Origin of the sequence: Streptomyces sp. NBC_00045 (assembly GCF_045041095.1) — a bacterium.
In the GTDB taxonomy this organism is placed as follows: Bacteria; Actinomycetota; Actinomycetes; order Streptomycetales; family Streptomycetaceae; genus Streptomyces.
Genome location: NZ_CP108271.1, coordinates 6,745,930 through 6,765,919, shown reverse-complemented (window position 1 = coordinate 6,765,919; position 19,990 = coordinate 6,745,930). Strand labels below are relative to the sequence as shown.

At 72.4% G+C, this 19,990-nt stretch carries 21 protein-coding genes; 10 read left to right on the top strand and 11 right to left on the bottom strand.

What is annotated here, in order from left to right; all coding sequences use genetic code 11:
• Positions 1-13: 13 nt before the first annotated feature.
• A complete protein-coding gene (locus tag OHA65_RS31370) occupies positions 14-694 on the bottom strand; it encodes an endonuclease V (RefSeq protein WP_327279500.1) in 681 nt (226 codons plus the stop codon).
• Between the two features lie 26 nt (positions 695-720).
• Between OHA65_RS31370 and OHA65_RS31365 the strand changes: the two genes are divergently transcribed.
• Entirely contained in the window at positions 721-1,020 is a 300-nt protein-coding gene (locus OHA65_RS31365; RefSeq protein ID WP_327279499.1) for a YciI family protein, read from the top strand.
• A gap of 652 nt (positions 1,021-1,672) precedes the next feature.
• On the opposite strand, the gene OHA65_RS31360 is transcribed toward OHA65_RS31365, so the two are convergent.
• Entirely contained in the window at positions 1,673-2,026 is a 354-nt protein-coding gene (locus OHA65_RS31360) for a VOC family protein (protein WP_327279498.1), read from the bottom strand.
• A gap of 519 nt (positions 2,027-2,545) precedes the next feature.
• Here OHA65_RS31360 and OHA65_RS31355 point away from each other — a divergent pair.
• Positions 2,546-3,091 carry a GNAT family N-acetyltransferase gene (locus OHA65_RS31355; RefSeq protein ID WP_327279497.1) on the top strand — a complete coding sequence of 182 codons (546 nt, stop codon included), beginning with the start codon at positions 2,546-2,548 and terminating at the stop codon, positions 3,089-3,091.
• 16 nt (positions 3,092-3,107) lie between these two features.
• Here the strand turns inward: OHA65_RS31355 and OHA65_RS31350 are convergent, their stop codons facing one another.
• Positions 3,108-4,214: a WD40/YVTN/BNR-like repeat-containing protein gene (locus OHA65_RS31350; protein ID WP_405763465.1), complete on the bottom strand. Its 1,107-nt coding sequence runs from the start codon at positions 4,212-4,214 to the stop codon at positions 3,108-3,110.
• A gap of 95 nt (positions 4,215-4,309) precedes the next feature.
• Here OHA65_RS31350 and OHA65_RS31345 point away from each other — a divergent pair, with 95 nt between their 5' ends.
• The 3 genes from OHA65_RS31345 to OHA65_RS31335 all read left to right on the top strand — a co-directional run bounded on the left by OHA65_RS31345 (position 4,310) and on the right by OHA65_RS31335 (position 7,157).
• Positions 4,310-4,726, top strand: coding sequence for a (4Fe-4S)-binding protein (locus OHA65_RS31345; RefSeq protein WP_327279495.1), 417 nt, complete (start codon positions 4,310-4,312; stop codon positions 4,724-4,726).
• 141 nt (positions 4,727-4,867) lie between these two features.
• A complete protein-coding gene (locus OHA65_RS31340) occupies positions 4,868-5,320 on the top strand; it encodes an SsgA family sporulation/cell division regulator (RefSeq protein ID WP_371645371.1) in 453 nt (150 codons plus the stop codon).
• 196 nt (positions 5,321-5,516) lie between these two features.
• The gene (locus tag OHA65_RS31335) at positions 5,517-7,157 is read left to right on the top strand and encodes an ABC-F family ATP-binding cassette domain-containing protein (RefSeq protein WP_328764294.1); all 1,641 of its coding nucleotides are present in this window, start codon (positions 5,517-5,519) and stop codon (positions 7,155-7,157) included.
• Positions 7,158-7,186: 29 nt separating this feature from the next.
• Here OHA65_RS31335 and OHA65_RS31330 read toward each other — a convergent pair whose 3' ends face one another.
• Positions 7,187-7,660, bottom strand: coding sequence for an ATP-binding protein (locus OHA65_RS31330; RefSeq protein ID WP_327279492.1), 474 nt, complete (start codon positions 7,658-7,660; stop codon positions 7,187-7,189).
• A gap of 326 nt (positions 7,661-7,986) precedes the next feature.
• Here OHA65_RS31330 and OHA65_RS31325 point away from each other — a divergent pair, with 326 nt between their 5' ends.
• Positions 7,987-8,958 (top strand): acyl-ACP desaturase, encoded by a 972-nt coding sequence (locus OHA65_RS31325; RefSeq protein WP_327279491.1) that lies wholly within the window; start codon positions 7,987-7,989, stop codon positions 8,956-8,958.
• A 122-nt stretch (positions 8,959-9,080) separates the two neighbouring features.
• On the opposite strand, the gene OHA65_RS31320 is transcribed toward OHA65_RS31325, so the two are convergent.
• Complete coding sequence (locus OHA65_RS31320) at positions 9,081-9,338, bottom strand: WhiB family transcriptional regulator (protein ID WP_371646719.1); 258 nt, start codon at positions 9,336-9,338, stop codon at positions 9,081-9,083.
• Positions 9,339-9,471: 133 nt separating this feature from the next.
• Positions 9,472-10,506 (bottom strand): non-homologous end-joining DNA ligase, encoded by a 1,035-nt coding sequence (gene ligD / locus OHA65_RS31315; RefSeq protein ID WP_371645367.1) that lies wholly within the window; start codon positions 10,504-10,506, stop codon positions 9,472-9,474.
• 75 nt (positions 10,507-10,581) lie between these two features.
• Between ligD and OHA65_RS31310 the strand changes: the two genes are divergently transcribed.
• A complete protein-coding gene (locus OHA65_RS31310; protein WP_328764293.1) occupies positions 10,582-11,655 on the top strand; it encodes an ATP-dependent DNA ligase in 1,074 nt (357 codons plus the stop codon).
• 9 nt (positions 11,656-11,664) lie between these two features.
• On the opposite strand, the gene OHA65_RS31305 is transcribed toward OHA65_RS31310, so the two are convergent.
• Both OHA65_RS31305 and OHA65_RS31300 read right to left on the bottom strand, forming a co-directional pair.
• On the bottom strand, positions 11,665-13,056 hold the full coding sequence (locus OHA65_RS31305; RefSeq protein WP_405762908.1) for an NAD(P)/FAD-dependent oxidoreductase: 1,392 nt from the start codon (positions 13,054-13,056) through the stop codon (positions 11,665-11,667).
• Positions 13,057-13,174: 118 nt separating this feature from the next.
• Positions 13,175-14,161, bottom strand: coding sequence for an NAD(P)/FAD-dependent oxidoreductase (locus OHA65_RS31300; RefSeq protein ID WP_328764292.1), 987 nt, complete (start codon positions 14,159-14,161; stop codon positions 13,175-13,177).
• A 143-nt stretch (positions 14,162-14,304) separates the two neighbouring features.
• On the opposite strand from OHA65_RS31300, the gene OHA65_RS31295 reads away from it, so the two are divergent.
• The 3 genes from OHA65_RS31295 to OHA65_RS31285 all read left to right on the top strand — a co-directional run bounded on the left by OHA65_RS31295 (position 14,305) and on the right by OHA65_RS31285 (position 15,389).
• On the top strand, positions 14,305-14,790 hold the full coding sequence (locus tag OHA65_RS31295) for an NUDIX domain-containing protein (RefSeq protein ID WP_405762906.1): 486 nt from the start codon (positions 14,305-14,307) through the stop codon (positions 14,788-14,790).
• Between the two features lie 82 nt (positions 14,791-14,872).
• Positions 14,873-15,145 (top strand): DUF6400 family protein, encoded by a 273-nt coding sequence (locus tag OHA65_RS31290; protein ID WP_327279484.1) that lies wholly within the window; start codon positions 14,873-14,875, stop codon positions 15,143-15,145.
• Positions 15,132-15,389, top strand: a complete 258-nt coding sequence (locus tag OHA65_RS31285) for a hypothetical protein (protein ID WP_327279483.1) — start codon at positions 15,132-15,134, stop codon at positions 15,387-15,389. Before OHA65_RS31290 ends, OHA65_RS31285 begins: the two co-directional genes overlap by 14 nt.
• Before the next feature lie 73 nt (positions 15,390-15,462).
• Here OHA65_RS31285 and OHA65_RS31280 read toward each other — a convergent pair whose 3' ends face one another.
• The 3 genes from OHA65_RS31280 to OHA65_RS31270 form a co-directional block, all read right to left on the bottom strand.
• Entirely contained in the window at positions 15,463-17,565 is a 2,103-nt protein-coding gene (locus OHA65_RS31280; RefSeq protein WP_327285852.1) for an MDR family MFS transporter, read from the bottom strand.
• 70 nt (positions 17,566-17,635) lie between these two features.
• Positions 17,636-18,991: a 6-phospho-beta-glucosidase gene (locus OHA65_RS31275; RefSeq protein ID WP_327279482.1), complete on the bottom strand. Its 1,356-nt coding sequence runs from the start codon at positions 18,989-18,991 to the stop codon at positions 17,636-17,638.
• 119 nt (positions 18,992-19,110) lie between these two features.
• Positions 19,111-19,983 carry a helix-turn-helix domain-containing protein gene (locus OHA65_RS31270; protein WP_327279481.1) on the bottom strand — a complete coding sequence of 291 codons (873 nt, stop codon included), beginning with the start codon at positions 19,981-19,983 and terminating at the stop codon, positions 19,111-19,113.
• Positions 19,984-19,990: the final 7 nt, after the last annotated feature.

Below are 19,990 nucleotides of genomic sequence, written 5' to 3'. Positions count from 1 at the left end.
GGCCGGAGGCCGGTCAGGAGGCGGCTTCGCGCAGCGCCCGCCTGCACAACGAGTCGGCGTGCCGCGTGGACTCGGGGATCCGGAAGCGGGGGCTCAGCGCGAGGGCGTGGGCGCAGGCGTTGTCGAGCGAGACCCGGTGCCCCACGGAGACGTACACCGGCTTGATCCCGTCCTGCGTGCGCAGCGCCCGCCCGACGACGGCGCCGTCGGCCGCGACCAGCGGCGCGGCGTCGCCGCGCCGGGCCCCGGGCTCCTCGTAGGTGAACGTGAACGGGTTCTTGGCGACCCCGATGCTCGGCAGCCCGGTGACCACCCCGAGGTGGCAGGCGAGACCGAAGCCGCGGGGGTGGGCGAGCCCGTAGCCGTCGCAGACGACCAGGTCGGGGGCCGCGCCGAGCGCGTCCAGCGCGGCCAGCACGGTGGGCAGCTCCCGGAAGGCGAGGAGCCCGGGCACGTACGGGAAGCTGACGTGCCCGACGGCGGTCGCCTCCTCGACGACCTCCAGGGTGGCGGCGTCGAGGACGACGGCCGCGGCGGCGACCAGGTCGCGCTCGTCGTCGTAGGCGACGTCCACGCCCGCGACCAGCCCCCGCCCGGGCGGCGGGCCGGACTCGTCGAGTACGACCTGACTGCGAAGTTCGTCTTGTATCGCCCGGGCCTCGGCCTCGTCGGCGGGGGTCTTTGCGCTCGTCATGATGGTGCGAGAGTAGCCTGACGATCATGTTCGTCATGGAGCTCACCTACACCGCACCCATCGAAGCCGTCGAAGAGGAGCTGGACGCCCACATCGCCTGGCTGGACGGCTACTACGCCTCGGGCGTCTTCATCGCCTCGGGCCGCAAGGTCCCGCGCGAGGGCGGCATCGTCCTGGCTGCGGGCGTCTCCCGCGCGGAGATCGAGAAGATCGCGTCGGAAGACCCGTTCACCGTGGCCGGCGTCTGCTCGTACCGCATCACGGAATTCATCGCGACGAAGACGTCCGCGGACCTGGCGGCGGTACGGGAGAACCCGGCGGTGTAGGTCTTGGTGGCGGGTTGCGGGTTGCGGTCGCTCGGTGGTGGGTGCCGGAGGGCGGGGGTCGGGTTGGTCGGCGTCGGTGACATCGGGCGGGATCCTGGGGGCGGGGTCTGAGTGGGGCGGGGTCGGGAGAGTGTCCGGGGGGTTCAGTTCCAAGCCATTGCCGATCAGAGATGCTGGCCGGGGCCCCCTGTCATCCGTGTCCAACCCACCAGAATGACTGAGCAGGGCCGATGACGGGGGCGCGGGGAGGACCATGTCTCCCATTCGGGTCCCATAGAAGCCCGTCCAGAACCCAGGCCGGTTCAAGCCACACTCGGCAGCAGCGAGAAGCCCATGTGGGTAGGTGTGGGCCGGCAGACGCGTCAGATCGCTACGCGCTCCTCCCGGCTTAGCGTCCGGCGACCGTCCGTGGCCGCTCATAAGCCGCCCATGCGTCGATTGTGAAGCCCCTTGGGGGCGTCTGCGGGCTGCTTGGAGGCGAATAGACGGCGAGCCGGAGTCTGCTGCTGGATTTCTCGGCCCCTCACTCCGTCAGGGCGTCTTTTGTCTCTCAACCGGCCACCAAAGGGGCAAACGGGGCGCTGTCGCCCGCTTGGGGGGTCTGTGGCGGTCGTGGGCGGCCTATGACCGGGCGCCCCGATGGCGGGCATGGTCAGGCCGGCTGCCACAGTTCGATCCGATTGCCCTCGGGATCGGTGACCCAGCCGAATCGGCCGACGCCTTCCATGTCCTGAGTCTCCTGGGCCACGTCCGCCCCCTTGGCGCGCAATTGCGCCAACATCGCGTCCAGGTCGCGGACACGGAAGTTGAGCATGGTCTGTTGGGTGCGGGATCCGAAGTATTCGGTCTCGGACTCGAACGTCGCGAACACCGTCGCTCCCGCCTCCTGGCGCCACAGACTGTGCTCATCGGCATCCAGCCCCAGGCAATCGCGGTACCAAGCATTCAGGGCCCCCGGGTCGGTGGCTCGCATGAAGTACCCGCCGATTCCAAGCACACGTTCCATCCCGTCATCTAACCAGGACGGCGATCAGGCCCGTCTCGATCACGGAGGAAGTCGTCGTGTCCCACCCCGGACGGCCGCCGGACGCCAAGCGGAGAGAAGCGCGTAGCGATCTGATGCGTCTGCCGGCCCACACCTACCGGCACGGGCTTCTCGCCGCTGCCGAGTGCGGCTTGAACCGGCCTGGGTTCCGGACGGGCCTTCTGTCGGCCCGAACGGGGGGGGATGGACAGGGGGCCCCGGCCAGCATCTGTGATCAGGGCATATTGGAATCCGAACCCCCCGGCCATCCTTCGGGGGCTTCCCGACAGTCTTTGGCATTCCGGGACGTGACGGCCAGTCAAGGGTGGAGCGCAGCGACATCGTGAAGCGACGCGACGAAGGAGCGCCCTTGACGGGCCGGCACGGCACGGAAGGACAGTGGACTGGCGGGACGCCCCCGGACACTCTCCCGACACCGAGTCGACAGACCCCGCCCCTGACCCCGACCGACACCCACCAACCCCAACCCCCGGAGCCCCCGTGCACGACGCCACCGCCACCGCCGCGCCCATCCCCGCGCCCGTCCCGCCCCGCCCCGCCGTCCCCGCCGATGTTCCCGAGTTGGTGCGGCTCCGGGGGGTGGCTCTCGCTGCCCTCGGGATGGATCCCGGGCCCCTCGACGCCGCCTGGCGGGGTGTCGCCCGCGGATGGTTCCTCGAACGGATCGACGAACGCCCCGACGTGCACTGCCTGGTCGTCGGCGGGGCGCCCGGCGAGCCCCTGCTGGCCACCGGGATGGCCTGGATCACGTACCACCTGCCCAGTCCCCGGTGGACCGACGGGCGCCGCGGCTACCTCGACGGGATCGTCACCGACGACGGTGCCCGCGGACGGGGCCACGGCCGGCGGATAGTCGACGGGCTCACCGCCTGGCTGAACGGCAACGGGATCCACTACATCCAGCTGCACGCCAGCTCCGACGGTGAACCCGTCTACAAGGCGGCGGGTTTCGAAATGGGCCGCTACCCGGGAATGGACCTGTTCACCACCCCACGGGACGCCCGGCAAGGAACCCCGCACGCCTGACGGTTCGCCAGGAGCGTTACGGCCGTCGGAGCCGTTCCAGGCGCGCCACCCGTCCCTTCTCCCCCGCCACCCAACATGCGCCGTCGGCCGTGCAGTCGACCGTGTCGAACGATCCCCCCTCCAGCGGCCGCCAGTTCCGGCCTCCGTCGGTCGTCACGTCCGTGCCGGTCGGGCCCACGGCCAGGGCCGCGCCGCGCAGGTGCGGGAGCCAGGCCGCGCCCGAGCGGTACGCGGGCGGCGGGGTGGGGGCCGGGCGCCAGGTGCGGCCCGCGTCCGCCGATACGGCGGCGGCGTGCAGGGACGCCTCGCCGGTGCGGTAGTCGCCGCCGACTGCGAGGCCCGTCGTACGGTCGCGGAAGGCCAGGGCGAAGACTCCCTTGGCCGGGTCGCCCGCCGGGATGCCCGATTCGGCGACGCGCCAGGTGCGGCCGCGGTCCGCCGAGTGCAGGATCCGGGCGGACGCGCCGCCGCCCGTGGCCAGCCAGACGTCCCGTGATCCGGCGCTCACCAGGCACTGGCCGCTGGCCGCGAAGCCCGCTTCGCCGGGCAGGGCGTCCGGCATGCCCTGGCTCGGCAGCACCGCCCAGCTGCGGCCCCCGTCGTCCGTCGACAGGATCCGGAACCTGCCGTCCACCGGGTCGCTCATGGCCAGCCCGTGCCGGGAGTCGAAGAAGGTGAGGCAGTCGTAGAAGGCGCGCGGGTCGGCATTGCGGAAGGCTTCGGTCCAAGTAGCGCCACCGTCCTCGGTGCGCAGTACCCGCGACGCCTCGCCCTCCCCGATCGAGAGGGCCACCGCGCGCCGGGCGTCGAAGGCCTCGATGTCGCGCAGCTCCAGGCCCTCCCGGACCGCGCCCGGCGGTGAGACGTCACGCCAGGTGCGGCCGCCGTCGACGGTGCGCAGCACCGTGCCCTTGGAGCCGGCCACCCAGGCCGTGGAGCGGCTGACAGCCGCCAGTCCGCGGAAGCGGGCGTCCTTGCCGGTGTCCTTCACCGCCCAGCCCACGCCGCGCAATCCCTGTACGTCGCCCGCGTCCACCCCGTCCGCCCTGTCCGTCCCGTCCGTCCCGCTGTCCGCGTGGGCCGGGGCGGCCAGCAGACCCAAGGCCAGAGCCGCCGCGCACATGCCAACTCCCAGAAGTCTCATGGCGCCGGAAGCTAATGCACCCCGGATTCGGCGTCCAGGGTGCGTCCGTGCCGCCGCGTTCCTAGGCTGAGGCCATGCCCTCCAAGGAACCCAAGGCCTACGACGGCAAGCGGATCACCGTCACCTACGACACCGGGCGGTGCCTGCACGCCGCCGAATGCGTGCACGGCCTGCCCGAGGTGTTCGACTCGGGTCAGCGGCCGTGGGTCCAGCCGGACGGCGCCGAGCCGGAGCGGGTCGCCGAGGTGATCCGCCGGTGCCCCTCGGGCGCGCTGCAGTACCGGCTCGCCGACGACGGGCCGGCCGAGGAACCGGATCGGCCGACCACGGTCGTGCGGTCGCCCGCCGGCCAGCTGGTGATGCGCGGCGATCTGCGGGTGACGGCCTCCGACGGAACCGTCCGGCGGGAGACCAGGGCGATGCTTTGCGCTTGTGGAGTGAGCGGGAACCAGCCGTTCTGTGATCACTCCGGGGCGTGTGGCGCCGACTGAGACCCCTGCCCGCGCAACCCTCATGCCGTCACTCTGTGCGATCAAACGGACGCGTTCCAGCCAATCGGTGACACAGCTCACGTCAGTTCGCATGCACGGATTTGCCGATTCCGGCGTCTATCCGGTTGCCGGGTTCCACCCATGCCCGGCAGCAGATCCGCCGCAAGGGAGCGAGCCTTGATCACTGTTATCGAGCAGGCCGTGCAGGCCCGTCTGGTCGCCACCGCGCCGAAGGTCGAGACCGTGCCTGTCACGCTCTGCTACGACCGTGCGGATCCCTTCGCCGTGCGCATGGCCTTCCCCGCTCCGGCCACCCTTGAGGGCATCGAGGTTTCGTGGACCTTCGCGCGCGAGCTCCTCGAATCGGGGCTGGACCGCCCGACGGGCTGGGGCGACGTGCGGGTACGGCCCCACGACACGGACCGGACCACGATCGAGTTCCACGCGCCCGAGGGGGTGGCGATCGTGCTGATGCAGACGGCCGAACTCCACCGGTTCCTGGAACGGGCCGCGACGGTCGTGCCGCCGGGGCTGGAGCACCTGTACCTCGACATGGACCACAGCCTCGCCGAGCTGATGCGCGACCCCCACTGAGGCGGCCCGGTTTATTCGTTTGCGGGCGGCCCGGGCCGCCCGTAGCTTCGTAGGCGCCCCATTGCCGCCGAAACGGAGTAGGACATTGCTCGTCCGAGGTTGAGACACCGACCGACCCCCTTTCACCGTCACATGTGACCGTCCGTCGGCTGTCTCCCCGTGTTGCACGCACCACTCACGCAACCTGGAGGCCTCCATGAGCCATGCCCCTGTTTTCATCACTTGCTCCGCCCTGTCCTTCGACTGGCCCGACGGCACCCCAGTCTTCGAAGACTTCCAGCTGACCGCCGGCCCCGGCCGTACCGGCCTGATCGGGCTCAACGGCTGCGGGAAGTCCACCCTGCTGAAGCTCCTCGCGGGCGAACTGACCCCGTCCGACGGCCAGGTGGCCGTGGCCGGCTCCATCGGCTACCTCCCGCAGAGCGTCACCCTCGACACCGACCTGCGCGTCGACGAGGCGCTCGGCATCCGCGCCACCCGCGCCGCCCTGCACGCCATCGAGGCGGGAGAGGCCACCGAGGCGAACTTCGCCACGGTCGGCGACGACTGGGACGTCGAGGAGCGGGCCCTGGCCACGCTCGACCAGCTCGGACTCGCCCGGATCGGCCTGGACCGCGCCGTCGGCGAACTGTCCGGCGGTGAATGCGTGTTGCTGCGCCTCGCGGCGCTACTGCTCTCCCGGCCCGACGTCCTGCTGCTGGACGAGCCGACGAACAACCTGGACCTACGGGCCCGGCGCCGCCTGTACGCGGCGGTCGAGTCCTGGTCCGGGGTGATGTTCCTGGTCAGTCACGACCGGGAGCTGCTGGAGCGGGTCGACCAGATCGCCGACCTGCACGACGGCGAAGTCCGCTGGTACGGCGGGAACTTCACCGCGTACGAGGAGCAGCTCGCCGCCGAGCAGGACGCGGCCGAGCGGATGGTCCGGGTCGCGGAGGCCGACGTGCAGCGGCAGAAGCGGGAACTTTCCGACGCGCACGCCAAGTTGGCGCGGCGCAAGCGGTACGGCCAGAAGATGAACGACCAGAAGCGCGAGCCGAAGATCGTCATGGGTGCCCGCAAGCGTGCGGCGCAGGAGTCGGCCGGCAAGCACCGCATCATGCACACCGAGAAGCTGGCGCAGGCCAAGGAGCGCCTCGACCAGGCCGTGGATGCGGTCCGGGACGACGACGAGATCCGGATCGAACTGCCCGCCACCCAGGTCCCTCCGGGGCGCCGGGTGCTCACCCTGAGCAATGTGCACCTGGCGCACGGGGCCACGGTGGAGGGCGAGTGGGAGCTGCGCGGTCCGGAGCGGATCGCGCTGGTGGGCGGCAACGGCTCGGGCAAGACGACCCTGCTGCGCACGATCGCGGGGCTGCTCGCGCCGGCGTCCGGGGAGGCGGTGACGCACGTGCCCGTGCGGTTCCTGCCGCAGCGGTTGGACGTGCTGGACGAGAGCCGTTCGGTGGTGGAGAACGTGGCGCGGTTCGCCCCGCACGCCTCGAACAACCTGATCCGGGCACGGCTCGCGCACTTCCTGTTCCGGGGCGGCCGGGCGGACCGGCCGGCCGGCACCCTGTCGGGCGGCGAACGGTTCCGGGCGGCGCTGGCGGCGCTGCTGCTGGCGGAGCCGGCTCCGCAGCTGCTGATGCTGGACGAGCCGACGAACAACCTGGACCTGGCGAGCGTGCGGCAGTTGACGGGCGCGCTGGAGTCGTACGAGGGCGCGCTGCTGGTCGCGAGCCACGACGTGCCGTTCCTGGAGTCGATCGGGATCACCCGGTGGCTGTTGCTCGACGGTGAGCTGAAACCGACCACGGCCGAGGAGGTGCGGGAGGCCCTGTGGAACGAGTGACGGCGCGACCGCGGCCGCCGATCCGACGGCTAGGGCGACGGCGGCATCGGCAGTAGGGCCCAGGCCTTGGCGCCTCCCACGGGGGTGAGGACGGGGGTGAGCCCCCAGTCGCCGCCGCAGGCCTCGACGGCGGCGGCGAGCAGCCACATCCCCCGGCTGCGCCGGCCGCGGCACTCCTCGCTCGCCTCGGGCGAGGAGTGCGCCGGGTGCTGGTCGTAGAGCACGACGCGCAGGGCGTCGAACTGCCAGCGGACGTTCAGCAGCATCTCCTTGCCGGGCGTGAACCGGTGGGCGCACGCGACGAGCTCGGAGGCGGCGAGTGCCGCGGTGTCGCAGAGGCAGGGCAATCCGTGTCGGGTCAGCAGGGACCGCACGCCGGAGCGGGCACTGCCTGCGCAGTACGCGCTGCCGGGCAGGCGTATCGAATGGTTCAGCGCCGCCGCCTCGCGCGGGATCCGCCGGATCTCGCGGGCCGGTCGCAGGTCGCGGAGGGTGCCCGTCATCGTGCTGCTCCAGGATTGACGAATGCGTCGGGGCGGGCACCGGGTCGCCCGCTGTGAGACGTGCACTACCGACCGTAGCTCAACGCGGAACTCGGCGCGCCGGACGCTCCGCGCCGGTCCGTGCGTCAAGGCGGGTGTCGCCGACCACCTGCCGGCGTGACTTTCGCTCGGCGGCATCCTTCCGGCGCCCCCTCAAACTGCATAGATAACCGGATGTAACCGGTCATATGAACGCCTGGGGCTTGGCTGGCTCTCACGCTCCGCTTAACCTACGGAGTCGTAGGCTACGGAACCGTAGGTAATTCGCTTTGTCCCCAGGAGCACCCGTGACGATCACCTCTCCCCACCTCGGCAGCTCGGAGGCGTGGACCGACGCCAAGCTGCTGTACGCGCTGGAAGAGGTGGTCGAGAAGGAGCTCAACCGCCATCTGAAGGTCACCAAGGACTGGATGCCCCACGAGTACGTCCCGTGGAGCGACGGGCGGAACTTCCCGGCCCTCTTCGAGGACGGCGAGGCCTGGGACCCGCAGCAGTCCAAGGTCACCGATATCGGCAAGATCGCGCTGGTCGTGAACCTGCTGACCGAGGACAACCTCCCGAGCTACCACCACGAGATCGCCACGCTCTTCGGGCGCAACGGCGCCTGGGGCACCTGGGTGCACCGTTGGACGGCCGAGGAGGGCCGCCACGGCATCGTGATGCGCGACTACCTGCTGGCCTCGCGCGCCGTGGACCCGGACAAGCTCGAAGAGTTCCGCATGCAGCACATGTCGGAGGGCTTCGAGTCCGACAACCGCCACTCGATGCTGCACTCGGTGGCGTACGTGGCCTTCCAGGAGCTCGCGACCCGCATCTCGCACCGCAACACCGGCCACCAGTCCGGTGACCCGGTCTGCGACCGGATGCTGGCCCGCATCGCGCAGGACGAGAACCTGCACATGATCTTCTACCGCAACCTGCTGGGCGCCGCCTTCGAGATCGCCCCGGACCTGACGATGCAGGCCGTGCGGGACGTCGTGGTCAACTTCCGGATGCCCGGACACGGCATGCCCGGCTTCGAGCGGATGGCCGCCCAGATGGCGATCGGCGGGGTCTACAACCTGCGGATCCACCACGACGACGTACTGAGCCCCGTGATCCGCTTCCTGAAGATCATGGACATCGACGGTCTCGGCCCCGACGGTCAGCAGGCGCAGGAGGAGCTGGGCCTGTTCATGAACGGCCTGGACTCCGAGGCCCGCAAGTTCGACGAGAGGCTGGCCGCCCGCGCGGCCCGCATCGCGGCGCGCAAGGCCTGACCCCTGGCCGTCGGCCGCACCCGTCGTTGCCCGCTCGGGCGGCCGACTCCGAAACCCCGGCAGAGCCGTACTCTGCCGGGGTTTCGTGCTCTGCCGGGGCTCGCGCCGTCGCCCCGGTGCGGTCAGCTGCGAGGGCGCAGGGCCAGGCGCTCCGACTCGGAGAGGCCGCCCCAGACGCCGAAGCGCTCGTCGTTGGCCAGGGCGTACTCCAGGCATGCCGCGCGGCTCTCGCACGCCCCGCACAACCGCTTCGCGTCCCGCAGGGACGAACCGGGCTCCGGGAAGAAGAAGCCCGGCCCCGTCTGGGCGCACAGCGCGAGGTCGTACCAGGCGGGCGCGGCGGTGGCGGAGGCGGAGACGGTGGTGGAGACGGTGTTCATCGACATGCCGGAGATCCTCACCGCCGCGGATGGACGTCCGATCAACGACTGATCAACATCCGTTCAGCACGGCACCCGCCGCCGCCGACGGCCGCTCCGCATCGCGCTCGGTCCCCGCGCTCGGTCCCCGCGTTCAGTCCTCGTGCTCGGTGTCCTCGTGCTTGGCGCGGCTCGGCTGGACGCGCTTCGGCTCGCCCGGCATCTTCGGGTAGTCCGGCGGGTACGGCATGTCGCCGAGGCCGTGGTCGTGTTCGTGGCGCTCGGCCAGTTCCAGGGCCGTGTCGAGGGTGAAGGCGTGGTCGTCCATGTCCGCGTGCAGGTCGCCGAGTTCGGAGTAGCGTGCGGGCATCGTGGTGATGTCGAAGTCGCGGGGCTCGGCCGAGTCGATCTCGTCCCAGCGCAGCGGGGCCGACACCGGGGCGTGCGGGCGCGGGCGTACGGAGTAGGCGGAGGCGATCGTGCGGTCCCGGGCGGTCTGGTTGTAGTCGACGAAGATCCGCTCGCCGCGCTCCTCCTTCCACCAGGCCGTGGTCACCTTGCCGGGCATCCGCTGTTCCAGCTCGCGGCCGATCGCGATCGCGCAGCGCCGGACCTCGGTGAACGTCCAGCGCGGCTCGATCGGGACGAAGACGTGCAGCCCGCGTCCGCCCGAGGTCTTGGGCCAGCCGCGCATTCCGAGGTCCTCCAGTACGTCGCGCAGTTCGTGGGCGCAGATCACCGCGTGGTGGTAGTCGGTGCCCGGCTGCGGATCCAGGTCGATGCGCAGTTCGTCGGGCCGGTCGGTGTCCTCGCGGCGCACCGGCCAGGGGTGGAAGGTCAGGCAGCCCAGGTTCGCGGCCCACAGGACGGCGGCCGGCTCGGTGGGGCAGATCTCGTCGGCCGTGCGCCCGCTGGGGAACTCGATGTGCGCGGTCGGGATCCAGTCCGGCAGGTTCTTCGGGGCCCGCTTCTGGAAGAAGGACTCGCCCTCGACCCCCTCGGGGTAGCGCTCCAGGGTGGTGGGCCGGTTGCGCAGGGCGCGCGTGATCCCGTCGGCCACGGCCAGGTAGTACTGCGCCACGTCCAGCTTCGTCAGGCCCCGCTCGGGGAAGTAGACCTTGTCCGGGCTGGACAGCCGTACGGTCCGCCCGCCCGCGTCCAGCTCGATCGCATTACCGGATGCACCCATGTGCGCCACGGTAGGCGGCCCCCGCCAGGTGCGCATACCGGGCGGGGGCGGACGTACCACCGCAGAATCTAAGACATGGATCTGCCCGTGATGCCGCCCGTGAAGCCGATGCTCGCCAAGTCGGTGACCAAGATCCCGCCGGGTATGCAGTACGAGGCCAAGTGGGACGGTTTCCGGGCCGTCGTGCACCGCGACGGCGACGAGGTGGAGATCGGCAGCCGCACCGGCAAGACCCTGACCCGGTACTTTCCCGAGCTGGTGACCGCGCTGAAGGACAACCTGCCGGACCGCTGCGTGATGGACGGCGAGATCGTCATCGTGCACGCCGGGCGGCTCGACTTCGACCGGCTGACCGAGCGGATCCATCCCGCGCAGTCCCGCGTCGACATGCTGGCGCGGACCACCCCCGCCAGCTTCGTCGCCTTCGATCTGCTCGCACTCGGCGACGAGGCGCTCCTCGACACCCCGCTCGCCGACCGCCGCACCGCCCTCGTCGACGCACTGTCCACCGCTCGACCCCCCGTCCACCTCGCGCCCGCGACCACCGATCCCGCCCTCGCGCAGGAGTGGTTCGAGCGGTTCGAGGGCGCCGGGCTCGACGGGGTGATCGCCAAACCGCTCGATCTCCCCTACCGGCCCGATGCCCGCCTCATGTTCAAGATCAAGCACGAGCGTACGGCCGACGTCGTCATCGCGGGTTTCCGTTTCCACAAGAGCGGTCCGATCATCGGATCGCTGCTCCTGGGCCTCCACGACGTCCACGGGGCCCTCCAGCACGTGGGCGTCTGCGCCGCCTTCCCCATGAAGCGCCGCGCCGAGCTGGTGGACGAGCTCGCACCGCTGCGGATGGCCGACGCCACCGGCCACCCGTGGGCCGCCTGGGCCGAGGAGTCCGCCCACGAGAGCGCCCGGCTGCCCGGCGCGCAAAGCCGCTGGACCGGCAAGAAGGACCTCTCCTGGGTGCCGCTGCGCCCCGAGCGCGTCTGCGAGGTGGCGTACGACCACATGGAGGGCGACCGCTTCCGGCACACCGCCCAGTTCCGCCGCTGGCGGCCCGACCGGACGCCGGAGAGCTGTACGTACGCCCAGCTTGAGGAGGTCGTCGGCTACGACCTCGCCGACGTCCTCGGCCCGCCCGCCGGCGCGTAGGCCCGCCCGTCATCCCGCCGTCAGCTTCTCCCACGCCTCCCGGTCCGGGCCCACCGCGTTCGGCGCGTACCCGGGCCGGGCCGCCAGCCAGCGCGCCACCCGGGCCCGGACCTCCGGGTCCGCGTACGCCCGCTCCGGCGGCTCGGCCAGGTGCCTCACCCGTGCCCGCGCCCGCATCACCTCGGGGTCCTCCAAGGCGCACTCGAACAGCGCGGCCACCTCGCGCGCCGTCCCCGTCCGCCCCGCCCGGGTCGCGAACCGTTCGCCGATGGCCGCGTCGGCCACCACCTGGAAGTCGAACCACGGCTTCAGCGTGCGCACGGCCCACGCGTGGTACTCGGCCGCGAACCGTACCGATCCCGGGTCCCGGTGCGCCGTACGGGCCACCCTGCGGGCGGCCCACAGGGCGAGCGAGGTGCCCTGTCCGAGCGTCGGGTTCGTGTGCGTGATCGCGTCCCCGACCGGGACCAGCCCGGTCGCCACCGGCCCCTGCTCGTCGACCAGAGCGCTCCACCGGTTGTCCAGGCTCGCCGTGGCAAGTACTCCGGACAGCGGTTCGGCGCCCAGGTCCAGCCAGGCCGCACCGGGCGGGAAGGCCCGGGCGGCGGCCTCGAAGACGGCCGGGTCGCGCAGCGCGGAGCGGGTGGTGTCGGCGGTGTGGACGAACAGGGTCACGGCGAACACCCGGTTGTCGGCCGGGAAGACGGCGCACCCGGCGAAGGCGCCGCCGGTCACCGTCCAGGGCCGGCGCGGGCCCTCGTCCGTCCCCTCGGGCAGCCGGTACCAGCGGCAGAAGTACGCGAGCCCCGTGCGGTGCCGTTCCACGGCCGCCGGTCGACAACCCGCCGCGGCCAGCAGGCGTTCGACACCTCCGCGCCGTCCGCCCGCGTCCACGACGAGGTCCGCCGCACGGGCGCCGGCCGGGGTGGTCACGCCCGTCACCCGGACCGCGGCGGCTCCCGGCTCGGTCAGCAGCCCGGTCACCGGCTCCCCGTGGTGCATGACGGCCCCCGGTTCGCCGCGCAGGGCGGTGGCCAGCGCGCTCTCCAGCACGATGCGCCGGGCCTGGAGCATGACGAGGTCCTCGTCGCCGGGCCGCTCCGGCGGCCGTACGTCGAACCAATCCAGCTCGTGCCGTTCGCGGGCGCCGAGCCGCAGCATCTCCGCGTGCACGTCGGGCAGCTCGTCGCGCAGGAGGGTGCGGGCCGCACCGAGCAGGGCGTGCGGCTGCGTGGCCTGCGGGACGCCCGGCCGGTGCCAGCCGAAGAAGTCCCGGTCGAGCGCGGCGCCGGGAGCGCGCGTGTCGCGTTCGAACAGTTCGGCGGTGTGTCCGTGCCGCGCTGCGAGCAGCGTGGTCGCCAGGCCTCCCACGCCCCCGCCGATGACCAGCACATGTGCCATTGCGTGCCCCCCCGAGCCTCTGAGCCGATGAACGGTACGAAGATCAGACCGCTGAGAGCCTGCACGGACGCACCCTGGCCGAAACCCGCACACCTGTCCGACGCGTCCGCCCGACGCGTTACGCCGGGCCCGCGCCGCCCCGCCGCGCACGGTGGGCTTCGAGGGCCGTGCGGGCCTGCGCCTCGCACAGGTCGCTGTTGACCGACACCGCCGCCCGCACGCCGGCCGCCGCCGCACCGGCCAGCTGCTCCAGGGGGCCGGCCACGTTCCCGGCCGCCCAGACGCCGCGCAGCGCGGTGGCACCGGTCTCCGGATCCGCTTCCAGGCAGGTGCCGATCGCCACCCCGGCCCGCTCCACCGTGACGACGGGCAGCCCGAGGCTCCTCGGCACCCCGGCGCGGGCGGTGAACCGCGGGGCCACCACGAGGGCCGTACAGGCCACGGCCGCGCCGCCGGCCAGGGTCACTCCGGTCAGCCGGTCACCGACGACGTCGAGGCCGGCCACCTCGCCCTCCACCACCGCGACGCCCAGGGCGGACATCAGCTCCCGGTCCTCGCCGGTGAGCGGCCAGGTGTGGGCGAGCAGGGTGACCCGCTCGCTCCAGTTCCGCCACAGCTGCGCCTGGTGCACGGCGAGCGGGCCGGTGGCCAGCACCGCGATCGGCTCGTCGCGGACCTCCCAGCCGTGGCAGTACGGGCAGTGCAGCACGTCCCGGCCCCAGCGCTCCCCCAGCCCCGCGAGCTCCGGCAGCTCGTCCACCAGGCCGGTGGCGATCAGCAGCCGGTCGGCCCGCACCGCCGACCCGTCGGCGCACCGGACCAGGAATCCGCCGTCGGGGAGCCGGTCCACGGCGAGGGCGGTGCCGGCCGCCCCGGAGCGGAACGCGCCCCCGTACCCGGCGACCTCCGCCCGCCCCACCGCCAGCAGCTGCCCCGGGCTCGCGCCGTCCCGGCCGAGGTAGCCGTGCAGGTGGGCGGCGGGGGCGTTGCGGGGGCTGCCGGAGTCGAGCACCAGCACCGAGCGACGGGCCCGGACCAGGGTCAGCGCCCCGGCGAGTCCGGCGGTCCCGCCGCCCACGACCACGACGTCGAACGAGTTGTCCATACCGGCGAGGGTGCGGCCCGACCCGCCCGCTTGACAAACCCCGTTGCCGAACCGGCGAATGGAGCCGTGGCCGCCGGGGAGCGGCCGCAGCGGTGTCCGGGCCCCGCCCGGCACCCCATCGGAGCAGGAAGCGGAACACAGCGATGACGACGCCGAACGACCAGCCCGCGCGCCCGGTACGGGCCGTCCCGCAGCCCAACGCCGTCGTCGGCGTGGGGCTGGTCGTGGCCGACGCCGACGGGCGGGTGCTCCTGGGTCAGGCGCACGACGGCCGCTGGGAGCTGCCCGGCGGCAAGGTCGACCCCGGGGAGGGCTTCGAGCAGGCCGCCGCCCGCGAACTGGCCGAGGAAACGGACCTGCGGGTGGCCCCCGGGGACGTCCGGATCGTCGCGGTCCAGCTGTCGCCGAGGGCCAGGGTGACGCGCCTGACCGCGGCGGCGGTCACCACCGCCGCCGAAGGCACCCCCCGGGTCACCGAACCGCACAAGATCCTGCGCTGGCAGTGGTTCGCCCCGGACGAGATCCCGGACGCCCTGTACGCCCCGTCGACGGCGGTCCTGCGCGCCTGGCGTCCCGAGCTGGGGGCGACCCTGCCGCCCGAGCCCTCGTACGACTACCCGACGCCGTAGTACCGCCGGGGGACGCCGGTGATCTGTGACATCTCCCACCCCCTCTTGCCACGGGAAAGAAGGCATACCTAAGTTCTCCCGTATGGCCCCACACCAGCCCACATCGCCCACCGGCCCGGACACCCCCGCGCTGATCGACTTCACCGTCGACCTCACCGCACAGGAGGTCCTCCGGCGAGCCCAGGTCATGGAGGCCCTCGGCCCCGACTGGGACCCGATCGAGGTACTGCGCGGCGAGGAGGCGGCGTACGACCTGCTGTACTCCGGTCTCGACGCGGAGCAGCAGCGCGTGTACGACGGTCTCGTCGCGGCCGGAGTCCTCGCCCCGCGCGGAGACGGCCGTGCTGCCGCTTGACCCGCACGCGGACGTCGGTCGCCGTGCCTGGGTGGCCTGCCCGCGGTGCGACGACCACCGCGGATGCGCGCCGTGCGAGGAGCAGCGCACGTGCTCGGAGCACTGGCGCTACCTGCTGTCCAACACCGGCAGCCTGTTGCACCTGCAGTGCCCGTCCTGCACCCACGTCTGGGTGCACGAGAGCGGTTTCGGCGCCACGCGTTCCCTGTGGAGCCGCATCACCAGCGGTCGCACCGGACTCTGACGCCGGCGCCACCCCGGGCGGCGCGCAGTACCAGTAGCGGGCACTGCGCTGCCGGCTGCCGGCTGCCGGGGCATCACACCCCCGCGGGCGCCTTGTGCCCGAAGTAGCCCTCGCCCAGGTCCTCCGCGAGCAGCCGCTTCGCGATCGCGTCGGCCGCCGCCCGCAGCTCCTCGCTCCGCGGGCGGCCGCGGTCCTTCTCCAGCTGGTCGCCGAGCCAGTCACCCCATGCCCTGGAGATGGTCGCCGCCTCCCGCTGCCCCGCCGGGGTGAGGGTGAGGAAGGTGCCCTCGCGGCTCAGGTACCCCTCTTCCGTCATCCGGTCGAAGACGGGCAGCAGGACCTCCGGGGGCACGGCGCGGCGCGAGGCGATGAGTCCGAGGCTCGCGTGGCCCACCGTGCGGGTCAGGAGTTCGACCTGCATCACCGCCCAGGCGCCGGCGATGTCCAGCCGGGTGTCCGAGTCGTTCACGATGGCGCGGGCCGTCTCCGGTTGCATGTTCCGCACGAGCTTTCCGACCGCCAGCTCCAGCAGGTTGGCCGAGTCTCCGGAGGCGACGGGCGAGGAGAAGCCGTCGCCCATGTCCGTCGAGGCCGCCCGGGCGGTGTCGCGCAGCCGGACCTGCTTGAGGAAGAGCGCGACGACGAAGCCGATCCCGGCCACGGGCACCGTCCACAAGAACACCGTGTGCAGCGCGTGCGCGTACGCCTCGACGATCGGGCCCGCCGCCGCCGGGTCGAGCCCGTGGACCCCTTGGGGGCTCTGGGCCGCCTCGGCCAGCTGTGCCGGGTCGGCCCCGGTGGCCCGGGCGGCCTCCTCGACGGCCCTCTCCAGCGCGGGGCCCAGGCTGTTGGCGTAGATGGAGCCGAAGACGGCGGTGCCGAACGAGCTGCCGAGCGTACGGAAGAACGTGACGCCGGACGTGGCGGTGCCGAGGTCGGCGTAGTCCACGGTGTTCTGCACGGCGATCGTCAGGACCTGCATGCACAGGCCGATCCCGGCGCCGAGCACGAACATGTACAGCGATTCCAGCCAGGCGCCGGTGCCGGGGCCCATCCGGGACAGCAGGTACAGGCCGATGCCCATCACCAGGCAGCCGACGATGGGGAAGATCCGGTACCGCCCGGTCTTGCTGGTGACGTTGCCGCTGAAGACGGATGCGATCAGCAGGCCGATCACCAGCGGCAGGGTCCGTACGCCCGAGACCGTGGCCGAATCCCCGTCCACGTACTGGAGGTAGGTCGGCAGGAACGTCATCGCACCGAGCATGGCGAAGCCGACGACGAAGCTGAGCACCGAGCAGACCGTGAAGACCTGGTTCCGGAAGAGCCTCATCGGCAGCATCGGCTCGGCGGCCCGCGTCTCGACCAGGCAGAACAGGGCGAGGGCCATGACGCCGGCCACGAAGAGCCCGATGATCGTCCCCGAGCTCCAGGCGTACTCGTTTCCGCCCCAGCTGGTGGCCAGGATCAGGGCGCTGGACCCCGCGGCGACCAGGGCGATGCCCAGGTAGTCGATGCGGGCGCCCCCGGCGGCCCGGACCGAGGGGATCGTGCGGGCCGCCGCGACCACGACCAGGATCGCGATCGGGACGTTGACGTAGAACGCCCAGCGCCAGCTGAGGTGGTCGGTGAACAGGCCGCCGAGCAGGGGTCCGATGACGGTCGCGACCCCGAAGACGGCGCCGATCGCGCCCTGGTACTTGCCGCGTTCGCGCAGCGGGACCACGTCGGCGATCAGGGCCATGGAGGTGACCATGAGGCCGCCGGCGCCGATGCCCTGGACGCCCCGCCACAGGATGAGCAGGGACATGTTGCTCGCCAGGCCGCACAGGAACGAGCCGGTGATGAAGACGATCGCCGAGACCTGGAAGATGAGTTTCCGGCCGAAGAGGTCGCCGAACTTGCCCACCAGCACCGTCGCGACGGTCTCCGCGAGCAGGTAGGAGGTCACCACCCACGACATGTGGTCCCCGCCGCCCAGATCCGCCACGATCGTGGGCAGGGCCGTGCCGACGATCGTCTGGTCGAGGGCTGCCAGCAGCACGCCCAGCATGATCGTGCCGAAGACGACGTTGCGCCGCCGCCGGTCGAGCACGGGGGGCGCCGCGGCTGCGACGGCTTCGGCGGGGGCAGTGGTCACATCCCGCACTCTCACAGCGCCCCCGCGCCACCGCATGCCCACTGCGCCGTCCGGGGGACCCGCCACGGGCGCCGCAGGCTCCCGCCACGGGGCACCCGCCGCACGATCAGCGCAGGTAGGCGAGGCCCGGGTGCTCGGCGGCGTACCCGTCGAGGAGCCGCCGGGCCACCCCGACGGAGTCCACCAGCGGGTGCAGCGCGAAGGCCTTGACGGCATCGGCCCGAGAGCCGCTCGCGGCGGCCGCGAGGACCTCCCGCTCGACCGCCTTGACGGAGGTCACCAGGCCCACCGCGTGCAGCGGCAGCGGGTCCACGGCCACCGGGTGGGCGCCGTTCGCGTCGACCAGGCAGGGCACTTCGATGACCGCTCGTGCGTCGAGCACGGACAGCACCCCGCGGTTCGGGACGTTGAGGATCAGCGTGGCCCGCTCGTCCCGGGCGATGGCCCGCATCAGCGCGAGCGCGACCTTTTCGTACCCGCCGGACTCCAGATCGCTCTCGTCGCGCTCGCCCAGGCCCGCCGCCTCGCGGTTTTCGGCCATGTACGTGGCCTCCCGCTCGGCCCTGGTCCGGTCCCAGGCGGCCAGTGCCGCCCCGGCCGGCCGGTCCGCCCGGCCCGCCTCGGCGTAGAACCCGCGCTGCTGGTCGCGCAGGAACGCGCCGCGGGTCTGCTTCGCCTCCGTGTACGCCCGTACGGTGTCACGGTTGAAGTAGTAGTAGTGCAGGTACTCGTTCGGGACCGCGCCGAGCGAGCGCAGCCACTCGGCCCCGAACAGCCGGCCCTCCTCGAAGGACTCCAACGCCCCGGTGTCGGCCAGCAGGCGGGGCAGTTCGTCGCGGCCGCCGATGCGCAGCCCGCGGACCCAGCCCAGGTGGTTGAGGCCGACGTAGTCGATCCAGGCCTCTTCGGGCCGGGCCCCCAGCAGCCGGGCGAGGCGCCGGCCGAGCCCCACCGGCGAGTCGCAGATCCCGATCACGCGGTCGCCGAGCTCCTCGGCCATGGCCTCGGTGACCAGCCCGGCCGGGTTGGTGAAGTTGATGACCCAGGCCTCGGGGGCGGTACGGGCGATCCTGCGCGCGATCTCCCGGGCGACGGGCACCGTCCGCAGGCCGTACGCGATCCCGCCCGCGCCGACCGTCTCCTGGCCCAGAACACCCTCGGCCAGGGCGACCCGCTCGTCGGCGGCGCGTCCGGCGAGTCCGCCGACGCGGATGGCGGAGAAGACGAAGTCCGCCCCGCGCAGGGCCTCGTCGAGGTCGCCGGTGGCGGTGACGGCCGGGGCGTCGGACGCTGTGGAGGCGGCCGCCTGGTCGGCGAGCACCCGGGCCATGGCGCCGAGCCGGGCAGGGTCCTCGTCGTACAGCGTCACATGGGACACCCGGCCCTCTGCGTGGTCGCCGAGGAGTGCTCCGTAGACGAGCGGAACCCGGAATCCGCCTCCGCCGAGGATGGTCAGCCGCACGCCCTACCGCCCTTCACCGTGCCACGATCGGTGCCACGATCCGTGGCATTCGATCCGCGACCCGTGATCGACACATGATGGAGGGCTCCAGTGTCCCCCGCCGCGCGGCGGGCGGGGGCTCAGTCGTCCAGCGACGGCACGGCGCGCAGCCGGGGTCCCTGGTGGAGCGGGGTGGCGCCGGAGCCCCGGACCGGGCCCGTCGCGGCGCCCTGCGGCGTCGACAGGATCATGGTGATCCTGGTGAGGCCCATCGCGTCCAGCATGCGGCTGGATTCGGCCACCATCCGGCAGCGCACGTGGCCCCAGCGCGGGTCCCAGTGGCGGACGGTCCGCACGGCTCCGTCGCGCTCGGCGGCATCGGCCCCGTGGGTGCTCAGCCAGTGCGGCACGCCGTAGCGGTAGGCCGCCTCCATGAACGGGTCGCGGGCCACCTCCTGGCGGATGCTGCTCAGGCCCTCGTCGTCCGGGGTCGCGGCCAGCGCGTTCGCGAACTGGGCCAACAGCGGTACGCACCAGGCCGGTTCGTGGTCCTCCAGCACGGCGGCGGCGTCCGGGTGGAACAGCACGAAGCGCAGGAAGTTGTCGTCCGGCAGGGCGGTCGGGTGCGGGCGCACCGACTGGAAGAGCTTGTCGAAGGCCGAGTTGGTGAGCGCCACGTCCCAGCGGTGGTCCACCAGGAAGCTCGGGTAGGGCACGGACTCCATCAGGGCCGCGTAGTCGCACAGGTAGTCGCGCTGGGCGGGGTCCTGGGGCAGCCTGTTCTCCTCGGCCGCCCGCCAGGTCGGCGGCGGGTCCCGGTCGACCATGACGCGGAAGAGCCAGAAGCACTGCCGCTCGCTCATCTCCAAGGCCTCGGCCAGGGCGAGCAGTTTGCGGTCCGTCCACTCCTTGACCAGGCCGCGTTCCCAATTGCCGTAGGCGCGGACGCTGATGTGCAGCCGCGCGGCGACGTCCTCCTGGCTCAGGCCCAGCTCTTCGCGACGCTGGCGCAAAATCTCC